Below are 21526 nucleotides of genomic sequence, written 5' to 3' on the forward strand. Positions count from 1 at the left end.
GAGGGCTGCGCGAGTCTCGCGGGGAACGGGCCGCGCGGTACGGCTCGGTTGGGGCGATGTGATTCGGGCCGCTATTCCTGGGCAGGCGTTCAGGTTCGGGGCCGCCGGACCCCTGGTCACACCGGCCACGGGGATACCCGACCGCGGAAACGGGTCGTGCCGCAAAGGCGTTCGAGATAGCCGAAAGCCCGGCTTCGGAGCTACGGAGTCCGGGGCCGGGCTTTCGAAAGTCGAATAAATCGACGTCAGTAGTCCTTAGCGACCGAAAGAGCCGGTCCACAGGGTGTTCAGGATGCCGTGCAGAGCGGCCGAGCCGGTGTCGAGCAGGCCGTTCAGGGCAGCGGAACCGGTGTCGATGATAACGGGGATCATGGAAATACCTCTTCTGAAATCCGTAGGAACTTTCTGACGTGGAACCTATCGGGCCGATTTCACGGCCCGTTACGGGGGATTAACACTATGTGACCGGCGTCACAGCCTCGGAATTCTGTGGTCCCGTTCATATGGGTGTCGAATTCCCGCCATATAACGTCGCTATCACACCCCTAATTCTGGGGGCCCGTCGTGCGAAAAACGCATGGACCAGCGCGATCCCGGGCGCTACCGTCGCCTGCCATGACCCTGCGCTCGATCCCCGCCTCCATGGACCCGGCGGTGGTCGCCACGATCGACGGCGAACTGGACCGGATCGTGCGCGAACACCGCGTCGACGTGCTGCTCGCCATCGAAAGCGGCAGCCGTGCCTGGGGATTCCCGTCCCCGGACTCCGACTACGACTGCCGCTTCGTCTACCTGCGCCCGGCCGACGACTACCTCACACCGTGGCCCGGACGCGATGTCATCGAGACGCCACTGGTGGGACTGCTCGATGTCAACGGCTGGGACCTGGTGAAGGCACTGCGCCTGCTGGTGAACGGCAATGCCGTGCTCATCGAATGGCTGATGTCGCCGATCGTGTATCGCGGCGACACCGGATTCCGGGACGAATTGCGCGCGCTCGCGGATGAAGTCGCGGACCGGGATCGGGTGGCTCGCCACTACCTGCATCTGGGCCGCCGGCAGTGGCGTCTATTCGATTCCAACCGCTCGTTGAAGAAGGTGTTCTATTCTTTGCGACCCGCAATGGCATTGCGATGGCTGCACGAACATCCAGACAATTCGGTCGCCCCGATGCATTTGCCGACCTTGCTCGGCGAGTGTGAGCTGAACAGCGATTTCGTGGAGTCCGTCCGGGAATTGACGGAATTGAAGTCACGCACGCGCGAAATGGGTTCCGGGGAGGTGCCCGCACCGATCACCGAGTTCATCTCGGTCGAGTTCGAGCGGGCCGCCCTGGAGTTCGTGGAGGTGGATCCGGAACGGCGGGAGCGGGCACAGGCCCGCTCGGCCGAGTTCTTCCGGCGGCGCGTGCGGGGCTGAAAGAATCCTCCGGGCATCGCCCGCGTCGGCCGGCCGGTTCAGGGACGAGCTGCGGCTCTGGACCGGCCCCCGGTGACCGCCCCAGATTGGGTCACCCCCAGATGTTGAAATCCATACGTTTCACTTAGGTCGAGCGATAGCTTCTCCTGGCCCGGAACCTCGGGTTCTAGACAGGAGAACGATGATCACAAGCACCCGCCATGGCCGCCGAATCGGCTGTGGCATCACCGGATTGGCCGCGACCGTCGCCATCGTCACGGGTGCCGCACCTACGGCATCCGCCGACGTCACGTGGGTAAATTTCGACACGCCGGCGCAAACCCATTACGTCGGAACCAACTACCGCATTTCAGCGGGATCCAACCCCCTGTCAACGATGGCCTTCTATGACAATGGCCAGTGCATCGGAAAGGCCGCACCACACTACAATTCAGAACTGGACACATACTTCGCCCCGTTCGTGTACTGGCTTCCGACGACGGCGGGGCACCACGTCATCACGGTCGATGACGGTAAGTCCACGAAGACGCTCGCCGTCGACGTCGAGGCAGCCCTGCCCGGCAGCACGCCGGACACCCCTGTCTCACAGAGCGGCTGCAGTCTGTCGAGCCCGTTCCCGACCGGCAGTTCATAATCGCCACGGCGGGCACACGGCTGACGGAATCGCCGCGGAGCACCCGCACCGGCAGGCCGGTTTCGTCCCGGCGGCCGGTGCGGGCGGGCGTCAGTAGTCGGCGCCGGCGATGACCCGCACGGCCACCGCCTCCGGCCCCGGCTTGGAGCCGCGCACCTCGAACTCGACGCGCTGGCCCTCGGCCAGCGACCGGAATCCGGCGCCGGGTAGCGCGGTGTACTCCACGAACACGTCCGGGCCGTCGACGTCCGGGGTGAGGAACCCGAACCCCTTCTCACTGTCGAACCATTTCACCGTGCCGTGCACCATTACCGAACCTTCTCGAACCGACCGGACATGACGTCCCCGCGTGCGCCGCGGTCCATGGTGTCACGGCCGCGGCTGTCGCGGGTGGTCGCGCGCTCTGACCAGCCTCGATACGACTGCGCTCCGCCCGCGCTCCCTCGCATCGTTATCGAGAACGGGAGCCGCCGCGTATCAGCGGCACTCCCGCTACCCCTGGGCGGGCGCGGACCCGCACGCGTGCACCACGTTTCGCGGCACGGCGGGGGCGGGTGTCCGGGCCGGCCCTTCCCCGCGACCCGGGACACCCGCATTTCCCGCTCCTCGCACCGCCGCCCTCTTCCCGGGTCGCGCCCATCCGGCCCGGTGCGGCGGTGCGGCGCGGTGGCCGTTCAGCCCGCTCTGGTATTCGAGGCCGCGTCCCCCGGCGGCTCGGAAACGCGCATGGCGTAAACCCGTTCGAGGAAGTCGCGGTGGGCCCGCAAGGTGGCGTCGAGCAGTTCGCGCCAGGTGCGGCGATCCACCCGCTGATCACTGACCAGCGACGAGAGCGACGCCGGGCCGAGCCGGTCGATGTGGTCCACGATGAAAGTGAGCCGCCGGCGCGGGAATTGCGCGCCGATGCGCGGGTTCTCGTCGAGGAAGTGGTCGAGTTCGTAGAGGTAGTTGACCGCGCGGTTGTACTCCTCGTCGGTGAGGTGGTAGTCCATCCGCTTGATCTCGACGATCCACAGTTCGCCGGAGTCGTGCAGCAGCACGAAATCGGGTTCGCGTTTCTCACTGCCGATGGACGTGGTCACCAGCGGCGTCCCGAATTTCTGTGCGTACCAGCGTTCGAAGCTGGCGCGCACCCGTTTGAGGGATTCGTTCATGCCCAGCGGGGTCCATTCGGGGGCCAGCAGCCACGGCGCGGATTCGATCAGCTCCTGGAAGGGGCGTTCCAGGGAGCGGCGGTCGTCGATGAGCGAGCGCAGCCGGTCCACCACGGCGACCCGCTCGCTGGCGATCTGGCCCAGCGAGTAGATCTCGGCGACGCGGGCGCGTTCGAAGAGCGCGACCACCACGTCCAGCGCGGGGTCGGCGTCCTCGGCGATCTCCTTGAGAGTGTCGAGCAGGCTGCGCTGCGGGCCCAGCGACAGCGCCAGCCGCAGCATGTTCTCCAGGTGCGCGGGATCGTCGAGCGAGGCTCGATCCTTGTGCGCCACCAGGATTCGCGCCGCGTCCAGCACCGAGTCGCGGAACAGGCGGTCGCCGGGGGCGATGGCGTCGAGGGTCTCGTGGATGCGGGAGCGTTCCACGAACTCCTCCCAGACCCGGCGGCGGATGGACTTCTCGCCGAGCCGGCCGATCTCCTTGATCAGGGCTTGGCCCCACTGGGCGAGCGCCTCGCCGCGCGGGGAGTTCCAGATGATGTCCTGGCGGTCGGAGCGGACCAGGTCGTCGTCATCGTCGAGCCAGTCCACGTCGATCGCGCCGACCAGGTAGGAGCGCAGTTTGAATTCGCCGGTGAATCCGGAGGAGATACCGAAATCCCGGGTCTGGGCGACGATCTTGCCGCGCGCGTAAATGCGCACCCCGGCCATGGCCTCGTCCCGGTACGGCTGTTTCGAATAGGCGATCCAGCCGGTCACCGGCAGGAATTGCCGGCCGAATCGGACCGGGACGCGGCTGACGTCGATGCGGGTCTCCTCCATGACGTCGATCGGCAGGCGGCTGAGCACGAAACTCTCCCGGCCGATGGCGTTGCGGACCTCCACCCGCCAGTCCTGGCGTTCGATACCGAAACGCGCGGCCAGTTGCCGATTCAGTTCGGTTCCCGAATTCACCCTTTTCCGAAAGAAGTTGCGCAGGATGATCGTGGTGCCGCGGGTGGCCGTGACCGTGCCGTCGAGGGCGCCCGGGCGCGGGAAGTAGTCGCTCTCGGTGTCGCAGAGCATGTCGTCGAGGTCCATCACGATGTGGGAGACGGTCCAGCCCACCGGGGTTCGGTCGTCGTCGCGGCTGCCCGCGGTGATCACCTCGATGGTGCAGCAGATGCCGAAGGCGGCCAGTTTCCCGATTCCCTTGCGCCCCATGACCGGACGCCGCCGCTCGCGCGACAGGTCGGAACCGGTGCGGACCCGCCGGTCCGAGCCCACCATCAGATAGTGCTCGTTGACCTCGGTCGCGGTCATGCCGTGCCCGTTGTCGGAGACCACGATCTCGTAGGCGGGTTCGTCGGCGGCCCTGATGGTTCCGGCCAGCATCGCGCCCCACGGCAGCACCACCTCGACCTCGGTGGCGTCCGCGTCGTAGGAGTTGGCGATGAGTTCGGCCAGCACCGCCGATACCCGGTCGTAGAGCCGGATGCCGAGCTTGTCGATCGCCAACCGGCTGATGCGCATCGTGTACTTGCGGTCCTCGCGATCCTGCGCGGCCACATGCACGTCGTTGTACATGGTGGGCCCCCAATTGCCCTCGGGGCAGCCTCCGTTCAGCTACCTCTGAATACGATGCAACGCCGATTGATTAACAACGCGCTGAACATTCACCCACCACTTCGTCACGGTGTGATTCCAGGATTCACCTGGCGATAGCCCAGAGCAACGGCAAGATCTCGGCAATCGCTTCCGTGTCCCGATGGAAGCCGTTGAGTGACAGTCCGGTCGGTTCCGGGCAGAATGCTCCCCGGCGGACAGCGTGGTCCGCCACCCAAGGAGACAGGGGGAACGGTGGCCGACAGTCGGATGATCGCGGCGCGACAGCGCTTCTTCGGCGCGGACGCCGTGGACCCGGACAGCGGGGCCGTGCGCGCGGACTGGGTGCTCGTGTGCTGGTTCGGCTGCGCCAGTTTCGCGGTGGCCATGGGCGGGGTGGTGTTCCTGCTGGACGCGTGGGTGCCGCGCGGGCTCACCGCCGGGTACGTGCCGACCACGCCGGAGGAAGTCGCGGCGCTCGATCCCGCGGCGATCTTCATCGGGCACGGGCATTTCGACCACGCCGCCGATGCCGGCGCGATCGCGCGGGCCAGTGGGGCCGTGGTGCACGGGACGGCCTCGCACTGCGCCACGGCCCGCAAGCAGGTCGGTGGGGCCGAATTGGCCTGCCGGGAACTGGGTTCCGACGCGTCGGTACCCGGCGACCGCTACGATTTCGAACTCGCGCCGGGGCTGTCGGTGACCGCCGTCCGGCACCTGCACTCGGCGCGCACCCCTCGCCACGAGGGACCCGACGCCTCCGCACCGGTCCGGCCCAAGCCGTGCCTGTGCGATATCCGCGCCTATCCCCCGGGCCGATCCGACGCCTGGCACCTGGCCCGGAACCTGCTCGCGCCGGAGGGCGGGGTGCTGCTCTACCAGTTCCGGCTCGGCGATTTCGTGCTGACTTGGCACGATTCCTCCGGCCCGCTGCTGGACAAGGCGCCGGAGGTTCTCGACGTCCTTCGGGGTCTGCCCGCCTCCGATGTGCACATCGGCGCGGTGCAGGGCTACAACCAGTTCACCAATGGGCTGCGCGACCCGCGCAGCTACATCGAGGCGCTGCGCCCGAAGGTGTTCGTGCCCAACCATCACGACAACTGGCTGCCGTTGATCACGGCCCGCGGCGAGGCGTTCGTGACGCCGCTGCACGCGGAGCTGGAGCGTCTGCCCGAGGGCTCGCGGCCGGAGGTCCGGATGCTGCTCGACCGCGACGACTACCTCGCGCCGGGACGGTTGTCGTTCGAACTTTGATCAGCGGAAGCGGAGAATCATTGTGATGCTGGTGGTTCCGGCGAGATTGACCTTGTCGGAGCCGTCGACCGCGACGAATCCGAGGCGCTGGTAGAGCCGGAGCGCCGGATTGTCCTGCCGCACACTCAAACAGACGGCGTCGTAGTCTTTCCGCGCGGCGTCGATGAGGGCGGTCATCAGCGCCGTGCCGAGTCCGGTGCCGCGGCTCTCGGGCGCGACACCGATGGCGAGTTCCGGAGTGTCGGCGTCGACGTAGCCGAAGGCCGGGTCGTCGGCGCTGAACAGCCGCAGCCAGGCGGCGCCGAGCGACACTCCGTCGAGGCCGCCGACCACGCCGAGATCGCCTGCGGCTCCCCATCCTTCGACGTAGTGCCCGAGTCCGGGAACGTCTCGAAGCTGGTCGGGTGAGTCCATGCCCTGGTCGCGGGCGTAGGAAGCTTCGTAGAGCATCGCCCAGAGAAGTTTCTCGTCGGCGGGCTCGGCGGGTCGGACGAACATCGGCTCAGCCGATCACGAATTCCGCTGATATGCCAGTGAATTCATGGTTGGCGCCGGCGCCGTCGCGGCTGTCGCCGGTGTACTGGATGCGGTAGCGGCCCGCGGGCGCGCTGTCGGGCACCGTCCACTGGATAGCGATGGTCGAGGCGGCATCCTGTCCGGCCGGACGCGACCAGTGCAGCTCGGTGCACCAGTCGTTGTCGTCGTAGACGCGCCGCCAGTCGTCGCCGGTCCCCTGCTGGATCTCGAAGTAGGTGCCGTCGAGCCGGAAGTTGTTGTTCGGGTGCGCGCCGACGAATTCCACCGAAACCGTCTGTCCCGCCGCGTAGTTCGCCTGCGGTTGGGTCAGCACGTCGCCGTAGGCGCGCCCGGCGTGCGGGGTGTCGGCCGGGACCGGGGCGAGCAGGTTGGGCTGCAACCCGAAAGCCCAGTCCAGCGGTGCGGGCCCGCGCCCGAGGTCGACGCGCGCCGCCAAAGCCTTTGCCAGCCGATCGAATTCCTGCATGTGCGCCGACAGCGTCCACCGCCCGAACAGCGTCTCGCCGCCCTCGTACTGCTGGCTGGCGTACTCCTCCGGCGTGGTCACGTACCCGCAGTACCCGTTGGCGTAGCCCTGCAGCAGCACGTTCTCCAGCGGCACGTTGAGCGCCCGCGCCACCAGCCGCCGGATCCGCAGCCCCGACACGACGGTGTACTCCGCGGGTCCCGAGGCGAGCACCAGATCGCCGATCCGCATCAACTGCAGCGGCACCACCTGCGGCACCCACGGCCGCGGCGGCAGCACGCCGAGCGGCGCGAGGATCAGCTTGGGCGACTGCACATCCCGCATCCAGTCCTCGATCGGCGAGTTCAATCCGCCGAGCGCCGCCACCATCGGGTTGGCGTCACCTTCCTGCAGGAACGACAGCTGCGAATTCCAGTTGTCCTCGGTACTGGTCGCCATCGCGGCGGCGCCCATCATGGCGGGCGCGGTGCGGGCGGGTTTCCCGTCCGGGGTGTACGCGCCGTCGATGGCGGTGTCCGACAGGTCGACGTAATGCAGCACCGAGTCGACGCCGGTGCTGCTCATCGGCGCCGCGGCGTCGAAAGCCCTGCGGCCAGCCTGATACTGGCGCTCACCGATCATCGCGCAGTTGGTGCGATTGTCCTCGGTGGGACCCGACGGGTGCATCTTCTCGAGCCACAGGTTCGGCGTCATATCGCCGGCATTGGTCTGCGGGAACGCCGCCACGAACGAGGGCGGCCCGTCCAGATGCCGCACCCCCATCTCGTCGTGCTCCCAGCGATAGCTGGCGTAGCCCTTGTTGTCCTGCGAGATCAGCGTGTTCCGGTCGGTCATCGAGGTCCCGTGCGTGGCGAACCAGGTGATCGCCCCGACATCCTTGCCACCCTGCCGGAACTTCAACACCGTGAGCTGCGGGTCGATGGCATCCGGGAAGGCGGCCTTGTCCTCCGCCGGATTGTCCTCGAACGCACCCCGCGACCGGTTCACGCTGGCGTCGTGCAACTCCCCGCGCCCGAGCATGATCGCCCCCGGCGCCAGGTTCTCGTGCGCGTTGACGATCGCCTTGACGATCCCGTTCACCTCGGCATCATGCGAGTTCTGCTGAAACCCCATGGCCGCCAGCGAATACGCGTACTCCCGCGCGGTACCGCCGCAGGAGTTGTGATTGTGCGTGGCGTTGAGGTTGACGTTCCGCTCGGTATAGAGCCCCCCGAACCGCTGCTGCAACTGCTGCATCACCACGAGGTGCACCGACTGGAACAAGCAGGCATTGTCCGTGTTCACGAACGCAACCCGATCCCCGGTCGCCTGATCCACCACGACGTAGGCGCGCGCGTAACACCGCGACAGCAGCCCCGTAGTGATCTGATCAGCCTCCGAGTACCCCATCATCCCCTGGCCCGCAGGCGCACCGGTGATGTCCGCGATCCCGACCCCGACGAGATAGCCGGCCCCAGCTTCCCGATGCTTGATGGGCTGCGCCCCAACAATATTCGCACCAAAAGCCACACTGGCCCCCACGCCACCAACAGCAGCGCCAGCCAACACAGCCCGCCGGGACAGACTCATCCGAACCCTCACTATCCGTCACCGCGCCACAGCGACCACGAGCCGCCACGCCAAAGAGTGAACCTGTTCCATTCCAGGTTTCCCGCAGACTAGTCGGTCACTTGACCAATTTCTAGCCATCCGTCCAGAATCGCCCTTGATAGCTTATCGGCGCTGGCCCGGCCTACAGCGCTATACGCGCCGATACCACCAGGTCACCGCCAGTCTGCCTCGCAATCTTCACACCCTCGGGGTTGTCCACAGCTCGCTGTCTTCACCCAGTTCGAGGTAGGCCATCATCGCAACAGCTCTGCCACGCTCGGACAATGATCCGCACCCGCGCCGAACTCCGAGCCGAAGGCATATCCGACAGCACCATCGACTATCGCTGCCGCCAGGGCACTTCCACCCGACTGCTTCCCGGGATCTACTGCACCGTCGAGCCGACAACCCTCGTGAAATGCCATGCGGTGGTCACTTGGCTCCCGTCCGCGGTCCTGAGCCACCGCACCGCGGCCTGGCTGGCCGGGATGCTCCCCGAACCACCACATGTCGAGGCAACCGCTCCGACCACCGTCCGCCGAAAGACACCCTGGTGGCTGCGTCTCTACCGGCGTGACCTCCGGCCGGACTGGATCGACCTCACGTCCGACCTGCCCATGACGACTGCTGCCCGCACTCTGTTGGATTGCCTCCGCGTTCTTCCGAAGTCGGAAGCCGAGGCTCTGATCGACAATCACACCGGCCGGACTGTACGACCACAGGACCTGCTCGATCTCTGTTCAGGGCTGCACGGCTCGCCTGCCTTGCGAGCGCACCTCAGAGCAGCCGCAGCAGGCTTCGCCTCGGAACCGGAACGGATTTTCGCCCGCGCCATGCTCCAGCGCAATATCCACCTACTCCCGAACTATCCAGTCGGCCAGTACAGGTGCGACTTCGTGGACGAACGCTCGTCCACCATTGTCGAGATCGACGGACGTGAGTTCCATTCGACCCCGGCAGCATTCCGACATGATCGCCGTCGGCAGAACGCTCTCGCCCTCGAGGGATGGTTCATCCTTCGGTATGCCGCGGCCGACGTCTTCCAACGTCTCGACGCATGCGCGGACGAAGCAGCTGCGGCGATTCGCCACCGCCGACGAACCCGCTGGCACCCATGACTGTTCTACCGCTCCAAAACACCCTTCCCCCAGTCAGTTTCCTGGCTGGCAGCAACCCGTTTTGGAGCCGGAGGCCAACCACACCTCCAAGAAATCGTTAAGCCACCCTCAAGGCCACCACGATCAACTACTTCCGCTGAGCACTTCCGCTCCAGCACACAGCAATTGACATCGAACCGACAAAGGTGAACAGCATGAGACCGACGTCCGCAGTCAGAATCGCACTCGTAGCCACCGCCACGGCGACCGCGGCAACCGTCATGGCCGCGCCGGCACGCGCCGACCTGTACCCGAACGCCTGCCTATACGTGGACAACCAGATGGCCGGCACCGCATACATCACCGTCCACAGCAGTATTCTCGGCGATGTCGACTGGAACATCAGTCCTTTTACGTTGTCCTCCTTGAACTACAACGACAATCCCATCGCGACGGCCACCGGCGGATGGAATATCAGCTACACCCCGGGCAGCGCTCAGACCTCCTGGCGCTACGAGCCCGGCTGGGCGCCCGCGTCGGGCTGCAACGGCTCCTGGGTGTTCAGCATCAGCTAGCGGCTGCCAGGGCGATCAACCGCGACCGCACCAAATCGGGCCGCTCGTCGACGACGAAATGCCCGCACCCCTCCACCAACTCGAGCGTGTAGTCGTCCGCCTTCGCTGTCTCCGCGGCGGCCAGCGAATAGTGGACCGCCGCATCGTCTTTCCCGAACAGCGCACGCACCGGCACCGAAGCCCGCCGGCGCTCCGGATTCCGTATCGACGCAGGCACCTCCCGCAACAGGAAAGTCCTGTACGTATCTCGCGCGGTCCGCGCAACCACCGGATCCTTGAACCGGTCCGCGAAGATCGCGATCGTCTCCGGATCGAACCGGCCCTCCCCCTTCGCAGCCGCCCCGAACAGCGCTTCCAAGAACCGTGTCCGCTGCTGTAACGGCACCCCGACAGTCGCCATCAGCGGCTGATACGCCAACAGCCGCCAGAACTGCCGAGCCACCACACCAGCCGGCGACCACGGATGCGCCATATTGCAGACCAGATACCCTCGAAATCGCTCAGGCTCCCGCAGAATCATTCGAAACCCGACGAACCCACCCCAGTCATGCCCGACCAGCAGCGTCCTCCCCAACCCGAGCGCATCCATCAGCGCAAACAGGTCGCTCGCCACATCATCCTTGGCCCACCGATGCCCCGCCGCCCCTGACCACCCGTACCCCGGCAGATCCGGCGCAATCACCCGCATCCCCACCGGCGGATTCCCCAACAGATCCCGGTACACATAGTGATGCTGCGGCCACCCATGCAACGCCAACACAGGCTCCCCCTCCCCGGCCTCCGTCACATGGAATCGAACACCCCGCGCTTCCACAAAGCTCCTACGAACACCCGGGATTACCGGCGGATCCTGATCAGAAGCCATAGCCCACGCTACCCCGCCAATTCACGCCCCTGCTCGACTCAGGCGATGACCGCCGAACCGGCGACGGCGGCGTTCGCCCGCTGAGACGCCTCGTATCCATCCCATCCGGCGACCACGAGCGCCGCGAACACGGTCTCATGGGCGACTGCGCGAAGTTCGACATCGAGACTTCCGTCGTCAACGGCATCGAACGCCACGAACGGAGCCAACCGAAGAAGTCTCTTCAGAAAGTCCCGCAAGACCTCGCGCTCGGTCAGCCCGCGCAAGTCCAGGCTGTTCCACACCCTCAAGATGGATTTGACCATGTGCGGGCTCGCACCCAACGTCGATCGGCGGGCGTAGATCTGGTCGAAGGCGGCCTCTCCCAAAACATTCAGTGCAGCATACGGATTGGGGTCCTCCGGCGAGTGGACCAACTGCGCTCGCCACCACAGCCGACCGAAAACGTGCCGATCCAACCGTGAGCCGCGAATACGCTCATTGAACGCGCGGTCCGACGCAGTCTTCCCAGGAAATCTCCATTGCGCGATGTCCGGCATGAGAACGAGAGACTGAAATGCCCAGACGTCCGTGGCCGATGCTTCAGCCGGAGCCAGGTGCATTTCGCGATGCAGATGTTCGGCAACGGCCAGGTCGAACGCGCCGGACTGCGCCGGACTCGGATGATCGGGGTAGCCCGAAGCCTCGGCAAGCGACAGAACCAGGTCGCGAATCCGACGGAGGCTTTCGCCCTGCGTTCGAGCGCCACCGGTCGCGATGTACACAGCGGACTCATCCGAAATACGCCACCGCTTGGTCAGCTCCTCGAGCTCGAGCGTCCGCTGTTCGTGTGCGAGTTCGCGAGCTCGCGGTTTCAGTAGCCGCGGGTAGAGCAAGTTCATGCGAGACCCTCCAGATTGTTGATCGCCGCCTGGATGTCCGAGGCGAGCAGGCTCGGTGAGCGAGCGGAGAGAGCTCGGATCTCGCTGATCGTGGTTGACGGAAACAACCTCGCGAACAAAGCCTGGAGCGTCGCCCCCAACGAATCGTCTGGGTAGGCCATGGTGTCCTCGAAGTCGGGTTGGGCCAATGCATGCTCGACCATCGTCCGCGCGACATCGATATAGACCATCGACAGTGCGACCTGGTCTTGAGCACGGGGCTTCGCCGCGTTCTCGAGGGCACTCGCAATGACTCGCTTGCGTTCGTTCACCAGTAGCAGCAACGACCCCATCGTGGCGGCTTCCAGGTTGGATCCGATATCGAGATACCAACCAGCATCGTCGGGGTAGGTCGTATTCTCGAAATCGATGATGGCCATGGGGAATTGAGGCGCATCACCCTGGAGACGGATACTGTGCCGATCACTCCAAAGCACCGATCCTGCACGGCGGGCGGCCACCGGTCGATCGGAACCCATCCGGCGCTCCGACAGCAGGAGGATGGTGTCGAGCTGGAGCGTGCCACCCAGATCGGCGCCCGGCAGGACCACGACGACTTCAACGGGGCCATCTGCGGTAAGCGGTATGCGTGCTCCGGTTCCACGCAGACTCGATCCTGTGGCCGTCCAGACGATCGCGAGCGTCAGCGATGTGCCCGGAGCCAGCTTGGACTCGGCGATCACCCGTCCCAGATCTATATCGACCTGCCTGCGGAGCGTCAACACAGTCTGATAGTCCCAGTGCGGGTAGGCCTCGGGCATGGGGATTTCGCCGCCGTCGAGATCGAGACGCCACTGGTGGGCGTCGATCGCACGGGCGTCGGGAATTCGATACGGCAAGGCGCGCACGTGCATCAGACACCCACCCGCTGCACGGTGATCAGGATCTCTGTCATGGTGTCCGCTGCGGGTTTCACGACGGCTTTCCAAATCTTGCCGTCACCGCCTTCGATGACGTAAGAGGGTGTAGCGCTCAGGCCTCCACAGTCATCCTCCCAACCGACCAGGGCCGGCTGTTCGGCACCGAGCGGCGGGTCGGTCTCGCGACCACCGTCTGTCGTCAACGCAACCGCCAGTTCGACACCGACGCGCTGCACCATCGGCGCCGGCAGCTGAAACTCCTGAATCAGTACAGCTGTCCCCTGGTACTCGTCCAGATACGGATCACCGCAGTATGTGACTCGCGCACGCGGCACCCTGCGCCGTTCGGGGACAGGCGTTCCCGTCGATCCGCCACCCGCTGTCCGATCACCGGATCCATTGCCTTGACTGCCATTGACTCCTACCGCACTCGGCGCAGGCTCTGGTTCGATGTACTCGTAGTCGAACTCGGGATCTTCGCGCTGCGCGGGGCGACGGCCAGGCACCGGTGCCTTTGTGTCTCCAGGCCGCCCGTAATCCGTCGCACTGCCGATCCCCCAAGTCCCACCCACCAACGGTGCGAACTTGTCACTCGCAGCGCCGAGCGACACCTGCGAGACCTCGGTAGCCCCGCTGCCTGCTAGATCGAGCAGTCCTGCGAGTTCTTCGTTGAATCGGCGGAAAGTGGTGCTGACGAATGATCGGTCTGGATTCTCGAGCGACTGAAAGTTCCAGCTGTCATGGGTCGGCGGTTCCGCGGATGCGTATATGTCGTCCATAGCGACGTCGGCGCGGAAAACACCTGCGTACGAAATGAGTTCGCTGGCGGGTTTGGGGCCCTGCCAATAGGTCACAACAAGCTCGGCCGGACGCATCAAACAGATATGATGCACACTCCGATCGATCCCGGCGATCTCCGCCGCTCTGGTCGGCTCCATCGGCAGCACGGGCTTGCGCTGCAGGCCCAATCTGCCCAGCAGACGCTTCGGACGTTTGCACCACAAATCACGACCATCGGAACCGGACATCGCCCGATAGGCCGCAACGAACAGCCGCAGCGGATGGAATTCAGCAGGATCAGGAACCGGATAGCTGATCCCGTCGCAGGTCACGGCGAAGCGCATCGGGACTGTCCCGTCGGGTTGTTCGACCATCTTCGGCCACAATTGCCATGCAATCGTTTCCGCGATATACGCTGCTATCTCAGCGGGCTCTCCGTCCTCCAGATCGGGGTCGACCAGCGTGATCGTCGTTCCGGTCTCGTCAGCACCGAATGGTCGCAGACCCAACTGCTGGGCCACGGCTTCTGCGTCCGGGCCGACCAACGGCTCGATCACCTCCCCCGAGTCATCACCCCACCAATGTCTTCCGGTGAAGCGGCGCTCGCCGAGGTTGTTGTCCGCCGCCAGGTAGCTCTTCCACATCGCAGCGCCCATCAGCCGCGTCTGGAACCTGCCCTCGTACCGGCAACGGGTATGCACGATTATTACCCCGGGTCTCGACATCAAATAGAGGATTCCCTTGCCGAATCCATATGTCCCACCGCCGAGTTCGGTGTTCCGCGGCTCCCCGATGTTTCTTAGGAACGAAACGAAGTCAGTGCGAGCTCCGGTTACTTCGTCTGCACGAGTCGGGCCGCCCAATCCATGGGTTCCCCTATCCGAGATCGACAACAGTCGGATCACACCTTTGCGCAACGACTCCCGCAGCGGAAGGTGCTCGTTGAGCGGAGCCTTCCGGAGCAGATGCTGCCGCCAAGCCGCCGTGTGAGCAGCACTGACAGTCTGCAGGTCGATGCGAAAATCGACGGTGGTTCCTGGGCTCTTTCGAGCATCCCAACTGTTCTGGGCAGACTCCCGCACCAGGATCGTCAGATGATCCAGCTCGGGTTTCCCCAGCTGGTTTCTGATCCCCTCCGCGGCACTCGCACCCTCGGGCGGGTAGGGCTGCGAAAACCACCCCGGCGATGTCAAACCATCTCCTCGATCATGGAAAGCAGGTATTCAGTCGCCCGGTCATCACTCAGAGCAGCGGGCGGTTCCGACGAAAGATCGACACTGTATTCGACGTCCCGAACGTTCACGGCGACACCAGCGTCGGCGAGCATGCTGTTCGTCAGGCGTGGGAAATCCGAATCGACGCGATACCAACGCTCTTCGGCGACTGCGAAGCCGACCTCGCTGTAGTGAGCGATATCCTGGGCGCGGTAGCCCGCTTCGTGCAGTTGCGCCAGCAGGCCGACCGTGTCGTCGGCCAATTCGAGCGCTCGGTCGACGAGGTCCTGAAGGGTCATCCCTCCGACGTCATTGCGTTCCAACCGAACCCAGACCAAGGAGAGCTCACCGCCGACCGGCGGGTCCAGTTGATCGAGGCCGTGTACACGAATCCTTCGACCTTCGCTTGCTGTCGACGACTTCACCTCTAATGCTCTTGTCACGGAGGAAAAGTCGTGCCGGAAGTAGGTCGGCCCCTTCCACAAGCTCTGCGAGCTACTGTTCAGCTCGAGCATCCGACACAGCATCAGGAGCTCGCCAAACAATCCGGCCAGTTGTTCGGGCCCCAGCCTGCCGCCTGCGGTCCGGAACAGCGCTCGCCACGTATCCAACGCCGCGTACAGACCTTTGATCGGATTGCTCGTCGAGCTCGATATCGCTTCCAGCACATCGATGCACAACGTGGTGAACACACCATCGAATGCAGGCTGTAGGCATGCGAGATCAGCGTAGTTCTGGTACTCGTCCTCGGATTCGAGCGGCCGCGAACTCAGCCGCAGAACCGGACCGTCAATGCCTTTACGCACTACTTGGTGAGATCCGATGGGCACCAACAGATGCCGACAACCGGCGGAATCGATACCGGTGGAGACCGCGCCTCGGGCCGTTTCGACCGAAAGATCAGAGACCCGAAGCGCCCCTTCCTTCGTCGGCCGGCCGAGTCCGAGCTGCCGCCAGTGTTCATCGAGTTCGGCGCGGCGACCGAGGTCGGTCACTGGTCCTCCGCTTCGAGGATGCTGAGGTCCTCCTCCTCCGGCTCGAGACCTGAGAGATCGGCGGAGATATAGCGCGCTTCGTAGGCGACGACGGTGTCGCCTTCCACAGGTTTGGGGAAAACAAACCCGGCCCCGACGACGTGTTCGGCAGCGTCGAGGGCGGTACGGCTGGCCTTGCTCGGCTGGGGCTCGGATAGCTTGTCGATCGGGTAAAGAACCAGCAATCCGATATCGGGTAGTCGCTTGGTCCGCTCGGCGAAGATCTGCTGCTCCGTGAGGTTTGCGATGTCACAATCCAGGTCGATGGCTGCGTCTCGACGGCTCATGAGGGTCTTGATGTCCGCGTAATCGATTCCCGGGGTCTTGAGTCGCGAACGAATGATCCGCTTGACCGCGATTCCGTCTGCGAACTCGAAATTCTCGTCCGGAGAACCTGGAACATTGCCGATAATCGCCACATCCCAGCGGCCGAGCGCGCCGGTGTACTGAATCCGCCGCTCGATATAGCGGCCCATCAGCTCCGCATCAGCCTCCTGCGACTTCTCGTGGAACTGGTAGCTCCGCAGGAAGTCGAGGACGAGGTCGCTCGGAACATCTCGAATGATGAAGAGCCCTTCGTCGGGTTTCCTCTCGAGTTTGGCGCCGACTGCCAGACCCTGCGAGACCAATGCACGGGCTGCGGCTTGGTTTCCGAGCAACCACTCTGCGTTTGTGTGGAAATACCTGGTCTGCACACGTTTTCCGCCGTACCCGGCATGCGCGTTGACCGCGTCGGCCATCTTCGCGGCGGCAGTGACCTTGAGCGAGGGGTGGGTCCGCAACCGAACCGCGAAACTACGGGGCGTCTTGTCCTCGGTGAGATAGATATCGATATCGCGCCGCATCTCGACCTCGACGGTCGCCAGGTGCCGAAACCAGTCGATGAGCTCGTCCGTCATCCAGATGCGAGGCAGGTCTGCGTACCCGGTGCGGTACCCGAACCATCGCCCCATCTGGAGCAATGTGTCATAGACGGTCACCGCTCGGACGAAGTAGCTGACCAGGAGGCCTTCGAGGGTTAGACCACGGGAGAGCGTGTTTCCCCCGACTGCGATTGCGACCACCGGACCGTTCTCGTAGTCGAGCCGCTCGACACTTCCCGAGTTGTCCATGATGACTCGGCAGTCGCGAAGCACACCACGCAGTTCTGGCAGCAGCTCGTCGAATTCGACCTTCGTCTCACCGAAGTCCGAGGCGGCAACCTTGGCCGTCTCCTCATCCCACAGCTTCCGAAGCTCGGCCAGGGTACCCAGCTCATCCAGCTCACGTGCGGTCGCGTCGCGGAGCCACTCGAGTGGTTCACGGAAGCTATTGTGAACCGAGGTTCGGACGCTGGTGTGAATCAGCATGGTGGAGTGCGGGTTTCCGGTGCCGCGCACGCGCCGGGCCGCCGTGCCGAGCCAGAAGTACAGGACTGCATTGCGAAGCGTGTCTGTGATGGTGGGCAGAAACCCTTCGGCTTCCGCCTTCGTCTTCGGCCGCACCAGCGGCACGTCGTCGTCCGGGATGGTCCGGATCATGTCCCAGCCGTCATCGACGTCTTCCGGATTCTCGCCGTCGAGGGCATACCGCCCGAACAGAACTTCCGTGCCGTAATGGTCGGCCGGCTTGGGTAGATTGACGATGAAGTCCTGGGGATACAGGTCGTCGGCAGACGGATCGATCAACAGATTCGCGAACGGCGAAGCCGTGTAACCCACGTAGGCAGACTTCGGCAAGCTGTCCAACAGCTCCCGGATTAGCGGGTTGATCGACTTCGTCGCGACAGAGGCTTGATCGGCTTCGTCATCGATGATCAATGCGGGACAATCGGTCAGATACTCCGATGCATTGCTCAGCCACCTGACGAGCTTACGCATGACCGTTGCGTTCTTCTTGACGACGCACAGGACGTGGGTGTTGTTCGCCTTGCTGAAATAGCTGGCGGGGTTCGCGGTAGGCGTGAAATCGTGTTCCAGATCTGTGATCTGGGACCAACCGCCGGGATTGGGTTCGACCAACTGCTTGATCAGCCGCGCCTGGGTCTGGCGCCGCAGCCCGTTGTGAATGCCGGCAAGGACGATGAAGAGCTTGTACCCACGATCCGCGGCCTTCGCGGTAACCGCAGTGAAGCTCGTCGTCTTGCCGGACTGGACGTATCCGACCACCAAACCTCGGGCCGAAAACTCTTTCTCACGAGGATGATTCAGCAGAGAGACGATTCTGGTCGACGATTCGTCCAGGTTGTCGATGGCCCCGGTGGACCATCCGTCGCCGGACAGGACGGCTCGCAACGAGGGCCAGTACTTGTCCCCTGGCTGGGGCCCCGTGTACCACGTGATGCGATTGTCGAGAAAGAGGGCACGCGGTTCCTCCATCTCGCGGATGCGAATCAGGTTGTGCTCGTGCCGATCCCGAATGCCTTGCACCGCGGCGGGTGACGCGAACCCCGAAAGCCGCTTGATCGCATTCTCGGGCGTGTACCGATCGAGTAGTGCCTCGAAGATCTCGTACAAGCCGTCGTCATCGGGCTCGGACACTGCTTTCCCCCTAGGTTCGGTTGCCAAGTACTCGCCACAGCGTAAAGCCGTTCACCGCCACCCCGATGAGATTGGCACTAACCGTCATACCTCGCTAGACAGGCAGTTTGTCCAGGTCCACGGGGAACAGCTCGGCCTGCCGCCCCGAATCGGCGCGCCCCTCCTGGTCCTGGAAGTCTTCGAGGGACAGTCGGAGCTGGTGCAGATCGGCGAGGGCCTCGTCCCACGATCCACCGACCGCACGATCGAGCGCGTCCTCGTTCGGTTTCTTCCCGAAGAGTGCCGCCGCGAGGATGTGCACACCAACGCGGGGTGGGATGGCATTGCCGACCTGCTGATACTGATCATTGCCTGACCACGGGTAATCGAGCGGGAAGGTCTGCAGGCGGCCCGCTTCCTCGGGCAACAATCGCGCGAGGTCCTCACCGTCGGCCACGATCCGATTGCGGCGGACTTTGCCGGTGACCGTCGCGGACGGCTCGTTGGACGTGCGTTTGCCACGCAGTTTCGGATTGCCGCCGGTGCCGTAGTTCGACACAACTTCGAACTCATTTGGCCGCTCGGGCAATTCGAGCTTCTCCACCCATTCGGCTTTCGGGGGGGTCAACGCCTCACCCAACGTGGCCCACTCACGCAGCTCGGCAACCCCCTCCGTACGTGAGAGTCGCTTGTTGAAGGCCCGGTGAGTTGCTCGAGGAAAGACCGCCTCGCGATTTCGGCATGCGATCAGAATCGCCCGCCGGCGTGTCTGAGGAACTCCGAACTGCTCGGTGTGAACCAGGTCGACCGCGACGTCGTAGCCGTAGTCCTTCAGAACCGACACGTAGGCATCCCACACCGGTTTCACCGTCGGAACCTGTTCGAGAACGATCGTTTCGAACGGTCTACCCTTCTCGAACGCCTCGATCGCCCACAGCAGTGGTTGCAGGACCAGGCCGGTGCGCTCGTCGTCGAGTTCTCCCAGCTCTTTCTCGACCTGTTCCCGTTCACCGCGGGCGATTCGGTCGACGAACCCGAGGACTAGTGTCAATGCACGGCGCCCCGCGCCCGAGCCGGCGACCGAATACGTCTGGCACGGCGGACCGCCGGTGAGAATCTTCGCATTCGGAAAGTCATCGAGCAGCGCGCGCTTCCGTACATCCGCGTGTCGGGTACCGAGGCCGGCCTGGCGCCGGGTTCGGCACGCGTCCTCGTTCACCTCGATGCCAACCGCCGGTATTCCCAGCCATCTGGCCGCGACGTCCAAACCGCCCGGTCCTGCGAACAGGTCGATCATCTCGACCTCGGTCGGGTCCACGGCATCGACGGACAGTTCGACGTCGACGGTCTCGGAGGGCATGAGATCAGATCCTAGTGGTGCAACCTCCTGGCTTCCCCGCGCATCCAGCCAATAGCAAGAGGATTCAGACTCGGACCGCGGAGCTGAACCGTCGCATGCACTCGACCACGAGCGCGTCCGGTGAGTCCTGCCCATCCGGCGTGCTCGCACCCATAGCCCACAATTCCAGGCCGACCCGTACCGCACCGGCCGAGGCTGCGGCAGCGATTCGGACCGCGATCGAATCTGCGTGCGGTCCAGCCAGTTTCGTCAGAACATCGCACAGTTCACGTTCAGCCTCGAGATTGATCCGCTGCCAGATCGCGCGTAGCGCCTGGTCATCGTTCATAGCAGTCAGCAGTCCACGGGTGATTTCGAGGTCTTCGGGGCTGTCACCGAGCGTGAGCGAGCGAACGGCTGCGGATTCGAATTCTGCGGGGGTGGGGAGGCGGTGAGGACCGTCGGATATGTCAGCCAACCAGCGTTGGGCGCCAGCGGCGAGGAGGGGTTCTACCGCTTCTTCCTTGGTGCGGGAGTAGCGGTAGAAGGTGCGCAATGCCACGCCGGATTCGGAGGCGATTTGTTCGGCCGTGACCTCGGAGGTGCCGTGTTCGGCGAATAACCGCGCTGCGGTTCGGGCTATGTCCATGCGGGTTTCTTGTTTGCGGCGTTCGGCGAGGGTGGGGCGGAGTATGGGGTGGGCGGACATTTTCACCTCCTTTGGGCGGGCTGGTTGAACCAATCCTAGTCGACGGGATGCCAGTCTGGCATGACGTGCCACATGGGCGTAACGTGTCTTGTAGAGGCTGGAACATAGCTAAGGAGAGTCGCAATGGAGCGTTTTGACGGGCGTCGAGTAGTGATCACCGGGGCCGGGTCGGGGATTGGGCGCGCTACCGTGCACCGGATCCTGGCCGAGGGTGGGCAGGTTGTGGGGGCCGACGTCAATGAGGCGGGGCTTGCGGAGACTGCCAAGCAGGCTGCGGAGAACGGGAATGGGGATCGGCTCACGACCCTGACCGTGGATATCTCTGATGAGGCGTCGGTGAAGGCTGGGGTGGCTGCGGCTACCGAGGCGCTGGGCGGGATCGACGCGCTGATCAATGCGGCGGGGATTCTGCGGTCGGCGCATACGCATGAGCAGCCGGTCGAGGATTTCAACAAGATTATCGCCATCAATCTGACGGGCACCTTTTTGATGATCAAGGAGTCGCTGCCGCTGTTGCTGGCTTCGGACAAGGGTGTGATCGTCAATTTCACCTCTACGTCCGCGTTCTTCGCGCACCCGTACATGTCCGCGTACGCCGCGTCCAAGGGCGGCATCATGTCCATGACCCACGCGCTGGCCGCCGAGTACTCCAAGCAGGGCCTGCGTGTGGTCGCTGTTGCGCCGGGGTCGATTTCGAGCGATATGACCAGCGGCAAGGGCCCGGGTCTGCCCGCGGACGCCGACCTGAGCCTGTTCATGAAGCTGGCCCCCGGCATCGGTCAGGGCTTCGCTTCGCCCGACACCGTGGCCGGCGTCGTCGCCATGCTGGCGTCGGATGACGGCGCGTTCATCACCGGCACCGAGATCCGGATCGACGGCGGCACGCACTACTGATCCACTGCCACAGTCGAATTGCGAACGGCCCCGCGGGAGAATTCCTGCGGGGCCGTTGCCGTGCAACGAGTTTCAGGGTGTCTCGGGGTGAATGTCATTCATG

General features: G+C 64.4%; 18 protein-coding genes. 6 read left to right on the forward strand and 12 right to left on the reverse strand.

Features of this window, described 5'->3' with window-relative positions; genetic code table 11:
• The first annotated feature begins 615 nt into the window (after positions 1 to 615).
• Positions 616 to 1419: a nucleotidyltransferase domain-containing protein gene (locus ABZ412_RS11375; RefSeq protein ID WP_357279218.1), complete on the forward strand. Its 804-nt coding sequence runs from the start codon at positions 616 to 618 to the stop codon at positions 1417 to 1419.
• A gap of 181 nt (positions 1420 to 1600) precedes the next feature.
• Positions 1601 to 2053 (forward strand): hypothetical protein, encoded by a 453-nt coding sequence (locus tag ABZ412_RS11380; protein WP_357279220.1) that lies wholly within the window; start codon positions 1601 to 1603, stop codon positions 2051 to 2053.
• A 90-nt stretch (positions 2054 to 2143) separates the two neighbouring features.
• On the opposite strand, the gene ABZ412_RS11385 is transcribed toward ABZ412_RS11380, so the two are convergent.
• Positions 2144 to 2362 (reverse strand): cold shock domain-containing protein, encoded by a 219-nt coding sequence (locus tag ABZ412_RS11385; protein WP_357279223.1) that lies wholly within the window; start codon positions 2360 to 2362, stop codon positions 2144 to 2146.
• 365 nt (positions 2363 to 2727) lie between these two features.
• Entirely contained in the window at positions 2728 to 4773 is a 2046-nt protein-coding gene (locus ABZ412_RS11390) for an ATP-binding protein (RefSeq protein ID WP_357279225.1), read from the reverse strand.
• A gap of 273 nt (positions 4774 to 5046) precedes the next feature.
• Between ABZ412_RS11390 and ABZ412_RS11395 the strand changes: the two genes are divergently transcribed.
• Complete coding sequence (locus ABZ412_RS11395; RefSeq protein WP_357279227.1) at positions 5047 to 6045, forward strand: MBL fold metallo-hydrolase; 999 nt, start codon at positions 5047 to 5049, stop codon at positions 6043 to 6045.
• Here ABZ412_RS11395 and ABZ412_RS11400 read toward each other — a convergent pair whose 3' ends face one another.
• Positions 6046 to 6543, reverse strand: coding sequence for a GNAT family N-acetyltransferase (locus ABZ412_RS11400; protein ID WP_357279230.1), 498 nt, complete (start codon positions 6541 to 6543; stop codon positions 6046 to 6048). It lies immediately after the preceding gene.
• 4 nt (positions 6544 to 6547) lie between these two features.
• On the reverse strand, positions 6548 to 8617 hold the full coding sequence (locus ABZ412_RS11405) for a neutral/alkaline ceramidase (protein ID WP_357279232.1): 2070 nt from the start codon (positions 8615 to 8617) through the stop codon (positions 6548 to 6550).
• A gap of 305 nt (positions 8618 to 8922) precedes the next feature.
• On the opposite strand from ABZ412_RS11405, the gene ABZ412_RS11410 reads away from it, so the two are divergent.
• Entirely contained in the window at positions 8923 to 9756 is an 834-nt protein-coding gene (locus ABZ412_RS11410) for a type IV toxin-antitoxin system AbiEi family antitoxin domain-containing protein (RefSeq protein WP_357279235.1), read from the forward strand.
• A gap of 194 nt (positions 9757 to 9950) precedes the next feature.
• Positions 9951 to 10310, forward strand: a complete 360-nt coding sequence (locus ABZ412_RS11415; protein WP_357279237.1) for a hypothetical protein — start codon at positions 9951 to 9953, stop codon at positions 10308 to 10310.
• Here ABZ412_RS11415 and ABZ412_RS11420 read toward each other — a convergent pair.
• The 8 genes from ABZ412_RS11420 to ABZ412_RS11455 all read right to left on the reverse strand — a co-directional run bounded on the left by ABZ412_RS11420 (position 10303) and on the right by ABZ412_RS11455 (position 20529).
• The gene (locus tag ABZ412_RS11420; protein WP_357279240.1) at positions 10303 to 11175 is read right to left on the reverse strand and encodes an alpha/beta hydrolase; all 873 of its coding nucleotides are present in this window, start codon (positions 11173 to 11175) and stop codon (positions 10303 to 10305) included. The two genes, ABZ412_RS11415 and ABZ412_RS11420, sit on opposite strands and share 8 nt — an antisense overlap.
• 38 nt (positions 11176 to 11213) lie before the next feature.
• The gene (locus ABZ412_RS11425; RefSeq protein WP_357279243.1) at positions 11214 to 12056 is read right to left on the reverse strand and encodes a DUF6339 family protein; all 843 of its coding nucleotides are present in this window, start codon (positions 12054 to 12056) and stop codon (positions 11214 to 11216) included.
• Complete coding sequence (locus ABZ412_RS11430; protein WP_357279245.1) at positions 12053 to 12949, reverse strand: hypothetical protein; 897 nt, start codon at positions 12947 to 12949, stop codon at positions 12053 to 12055. Before ABZ412_RS11430 ends, ABZ412_RS11425 begins: the two co-directional genes overlap by 4 nt.
• Positions 12949 to 14928, reverse strand: coding sequence for a hypothetical protein (locus ABZ412_RS11435; RefSeq protein ID WP_357279248.1), 1980 nt, complete (start codon positions 14926 to 14928; stop codon positions 12949 to 12951). The genes ABZ412_RS11430 and ABZ412_RS11435 overlap by 1 nt, the downstream gene beginning before the upstream one ends.
• Positions 14925 to 15944 carry a PD-(D/E)XK motif protein gene (locus ABZ412_RS11440; protein WP_357279251.1) on the reverse strand — a complete coding sequence of 340 codons (1020 nt, stop codon included), beginning with the start codon at positions 15942 to 15944 and terminating at the stop codon, positions 14925 to 14927. Before ABZ412_RS11440 ends, ABZ412_RS11435 begins: the two co-directional genes overlap by 4 nt.
• On the reverse strand, positions 15941 to 18502 hold the full coding sequence (locus ABZ412_RS11445) for a Z1 domain-containing protein (protein ID WP_357279253.1): 2562 nt from the start codon (positions 18500 to 18502) through the stop codon (positions 15941 to 15943). Before ABZ412_RS11445 ends, ABZ412_RS11440 begins: the two co-directional genes overlap by 4 nt.
• Positions 18503 to 18596: 94 nt before the next feature.
• Positions 18597 to 19841 (reverse strand): DNA cytosine methyltransferase, encoded by a 1245-nt coding sequence (locus tag ABZ412_RS11450; RefSeq protein ID WP_357279255.1) that lies wholly within the window; start codon positions 19839 to 19841, stop codon positions 18597 to 18599.
• 64 nt (positions 19842 to 19905) lie between these two features.
• Positions 19906 to 20529: a helix-turn-helix domain-containing protein gene (locus ABZ412_RS11455; protein WP_357279258.1), complete on the reverse strand. Its 624-nt coding sequence runs from the start codon at positions 20527 to 20529 to the stop codon at positions 19906 to 19908.
• Between the two features lie 123 nt (positions 20530 to 20652).
• On the opposite strand from ABZ412_RS11455, the gene ABZ412_RS11460 reads away from it, so the two are divergent.
• Entirely contained in the window at positions 20653 to 21423 is a 771-nt protein-coding gene (locus ABZ412_RS11460; protein WP_357279261.1) for an SDR family oxidoreductase, read from the forward strand.
• Positions 21424 to 21526 lie beyond the last annotated feature (103 nt).

The sequence above is a fragment of the Nocardia sp. NPDC005746 genome (assembly GCF_040630785.1).
Taxonomy (GTDB): domain Bacteria; phylum Actinomycetota; class Actinomycetes; order Mycobacteriales; family Mycobacteriaceae; genus Nocardia.